At 60.0% G+C, this 2,758-nt stretch carries 3 protein-coding genes; 1 reads left to right on the top strand and 2 read right to left on the bottom strand.

What is annotated here, in order from left to right:
* Positions 1 to 157: 157 nt before the first annotated feature.
* Both JJE47_01185 and JJE47_01180 read right to left on the bottom strand, forming a co-directional pair.
* Positions 158 to 1,036, bottom strand: coding sequence for an NAD(P)-dependent oxidoreductase (locus JJE47_01185; protein ID MBK5266024.1), 879 nt, complete (start codon positions 1,034 to 1,036; stop codon positions 158 to 160).
* Complete coding sequence (locus JJE47_01180; GenBank protein MBK5266023.1) at positions 1,036 to 1,920, bottom strand: amidohydrolase family protein; 885 nt, start codon at positions 1,918 to 1,920, stop codon at positions 1,036 to 1,038. Before JJE47_01180 ends, JJE47_01185 begins: the two co-directional genes overlap by 1 nt.
* Positions 1,921 to 2,072: 152 nt before the next feature.
* Here JJE47_01180 and JJE47_01175 point away from each other — a divergent pair.
* A partial coding sequence (locus JJE47_01175) for an amidohydrolase (GenBank protein MBK5266022.1) occupies positions 2,073 to 2,758 on the top strand: 686 nt, incomplete at its 3' end.

Raw genomic sequence — 2,758 nt, 5'->3', positions numbered from 1 at the left:
GGTGCAGGCTGACGCGTGTCCGTCTGTCTGCCGAGATCTCACCCTATGTGGTTGACTTCGGTCGAAGTGCGTCCGCTGAGCGGCCGTCACGAGCGACGAGTGTGCTTACGATGCGCATAGTCGAACTTGGATGCACACTCGTTTGAGGAAACGGTGATTACGGGAGGCGGCCGATGCCTGCCCGGCGGCGCATGACTTCCATCACCGAGGCATTGTCGGCATCGCTCAGCCCGCCGGACTCGGCTTCTTCGAGTTCCTCGCGGACCTTCGTCTGTAGCTCAATCGAAGCGCCAAGTTCGTTGGCATGATCGCGGATGAGGCGGGCGTCCTTGTGGCTCTGGCGGACCCGGGACTTTGGCGGGTAGTAGTCGCCCCCGACCATGCGGCCACCCCAAATGTCCATGGCCTTCGAGTAGGCGGCGCTGTCTTTCAACACCTCGAGCACCGGAGCTAAATCCAGTCCGGCTTTTTCGGCCACCGCCAGACCCTCGGCAATGGCGACTCGATTGATCGACAAGATGTGGTTGACGACCAGCTTCGTACGGGATCCGGCTCCGACCGGGCCAACGTGATAGACGTTGCGACACATCGGTTGGAGTAGGCCCGAAATCGTCGATGCCACTTCGGGGGTAGCGCCGAGCATGAATATGATGTCTTTTTCGGCTGTCTGTGCAGCGTTGCCCGAGATGGTCGCGTCGGTGTAGGCGATCCCGGCGTCGGCCAGCTGCCGGGCGGCCTCAATCGAGTCGGCGGGGGCGCCGGTTGTGGTGTCAACGACGATCAAACCCTTGGCGGCAGCCCCGGCGATCTCCGGGATGATGTCGAGCATGATCGAGCTGTTCGGGAGCGAAAGTATCGCTACCGCGGCGGGCGCAATCGCATCGGCGACCGAGTCGGCAGCCATCCCACCTCGTTCGCCCAACTCGGCTCGTCGATCGGGCTCCGGGTCGTAACCAGTTACCGCGTGCCCGTCGTCGATCAGATGGCCGGCGATGGTCCCACCCATGAGACCGAGACCGATTACGGCGACCCGCATCAGAATCGGTAGAACATAGCGGGAGTCTCCACCATGATCTTGCGTCGCATCGTGTCGTCGGTGACCCACTCTCCAAACCCGTCGAGCAGATCACCATCGTTGGGATTCACGACGAACTTATTCGGATGTGGCCAGTCGGTACCCCACATGATCCGATCGGGAGCGGCTTCGATGAGTGCATGCGCCATCGGTGCGACATCGTCGTAGGGGGGGAGGTCGGTTTCACTCACCCGGTTGGCACCGGAGATCTTCATCCATGTGTTTCCCTGTCTCATGAGTTCAAGAAGCGCCTCGAATCCAGGGGCCGTGACTCCATCAACCGCTGGTTGGTAGGCGAAGTGTCCGATTGACATGGGGACCGTCACCGAAGCAAATATCGGCATGAGATCGATGATGTCCTTGCCGGGGAACAGGAATTCGATGTGCCATCCAAACGGGGCGATCCGCTCGCAGAGTTCAGGAATCTGGTCCATCTCCAGCGGCATCCCGCCTTTGTTGTCCGTATTCAGGCGCACGCCCCGCACGCCGGCCCGGTCGAGGTCGTCGATCTGCTCGTCGGTGATCTCCAACCCGGTCGCAATGATGGCCCTGGCCCGGCCAGGAGTTTCGGCATTGAGGGCATTCATGCCGTCCAGGATGGCCGAATTGTCAGTGGCATATACCGACGGTTGGGTGAACACAACCCGGTCGATCCCGAGTGTGGCATGAAGGTGTTTGAGGTCGTCGAGCGTTGAATCGGGCGGGTTGTAGCCCCGGTTGGCGGTCATCGGGTAGCGGCTCTCGAATACGTGCACGTGGGTATCGATGGCGCCGGCCGGGACCCGGAAGCCCGGGGGATGGGGGTTCCGATCGGGTGGAACACAGGCTCTTATCTCGTCGCTCACAGGCTTCCCTTTTGAAAAAGACTCCCCGGCAGGTGGCCCCGCGGCGAATCGTATATGATGCAATCTGTCTGCGGTAGTGTACCGAACCGTTGTTCGACCCGACTGGTGAGCAAGGTTTTTTGGCAGATATTGTGGATGGATGAGGGAGAGACATGAGAGCGCAGCGTTCCGACGGCCCGGTTATCGATATTCATTGCCACCGCGAGTGTGGTCCGGCGACCGAGATAATGAAGGCCGAAGAGGAGAAAGCCGGACGGGTTCGGCTCCAATACGGCAGTGAACTGACCCGTGACGTGAACCGTCGTCAGCTCGAGTTTCTCCGTCCCAAGATGGACTTTCTCGAAGAGCGTCTGAAAGACATGGACGCCATGGGCGTCGATATTCAGGCGGTGGCGGTGTCTGTTTATCAGTACTACTACTGGGCCGATGCGGAGGTTGGCGCGCGGATCACCCGCGTCATCAACGAAGAGCTGGCTGAAGACACCGCCCGCTTCCCTGACCGCTTTGCCCCGCTTGGAACGGTTCCGCTTCAGGAAACCGAAGCGGCGATCGCCGAACTCAACTACTGCGTCAACGAGTTGGGGTTCAAAGGTCTTGAGATCGGCACGTACGTCGACGGCAAGGAACTCGGAGATCCGAGTCTCGACTCGTTCTGGGCTGAGGTTGAGAGGCTCGGAGCGGTCATCGTGATCCACACCAACGGTCACAACAACAAGGACCGTCTGCAAACGCACAACTTTCTCAACATTCTTGGTCATGCGTTTGAAGCGACTCTTGCCGAAGCCCAGCTCATCTTCAATGGGGTCCTTGAGCGTTACCCGGATCTGAAGATCGTGGT

Source organism: Acidimicrobiia bacterium (assembly GCA_016650365.1).
Lineage (GTDB): Bacteria > Actinomycetota > Acidimicrobiia > Spongiisociales > JAENVV01 > JAENVV01.
This window is presented reverse-complemented; position numbering and strand designations above follow the sequence as displayed.

Bases quoted from the DNA above. Each gene is read 5' to 3' on its own strand.
- JJE47_01185 (MBK5266024.1), bottom strand. From the start codon at position 1,036: ATGCGGGTCGCCGTAATCGGTCTCGGTCTCATGGGTGGGACCATCGCC.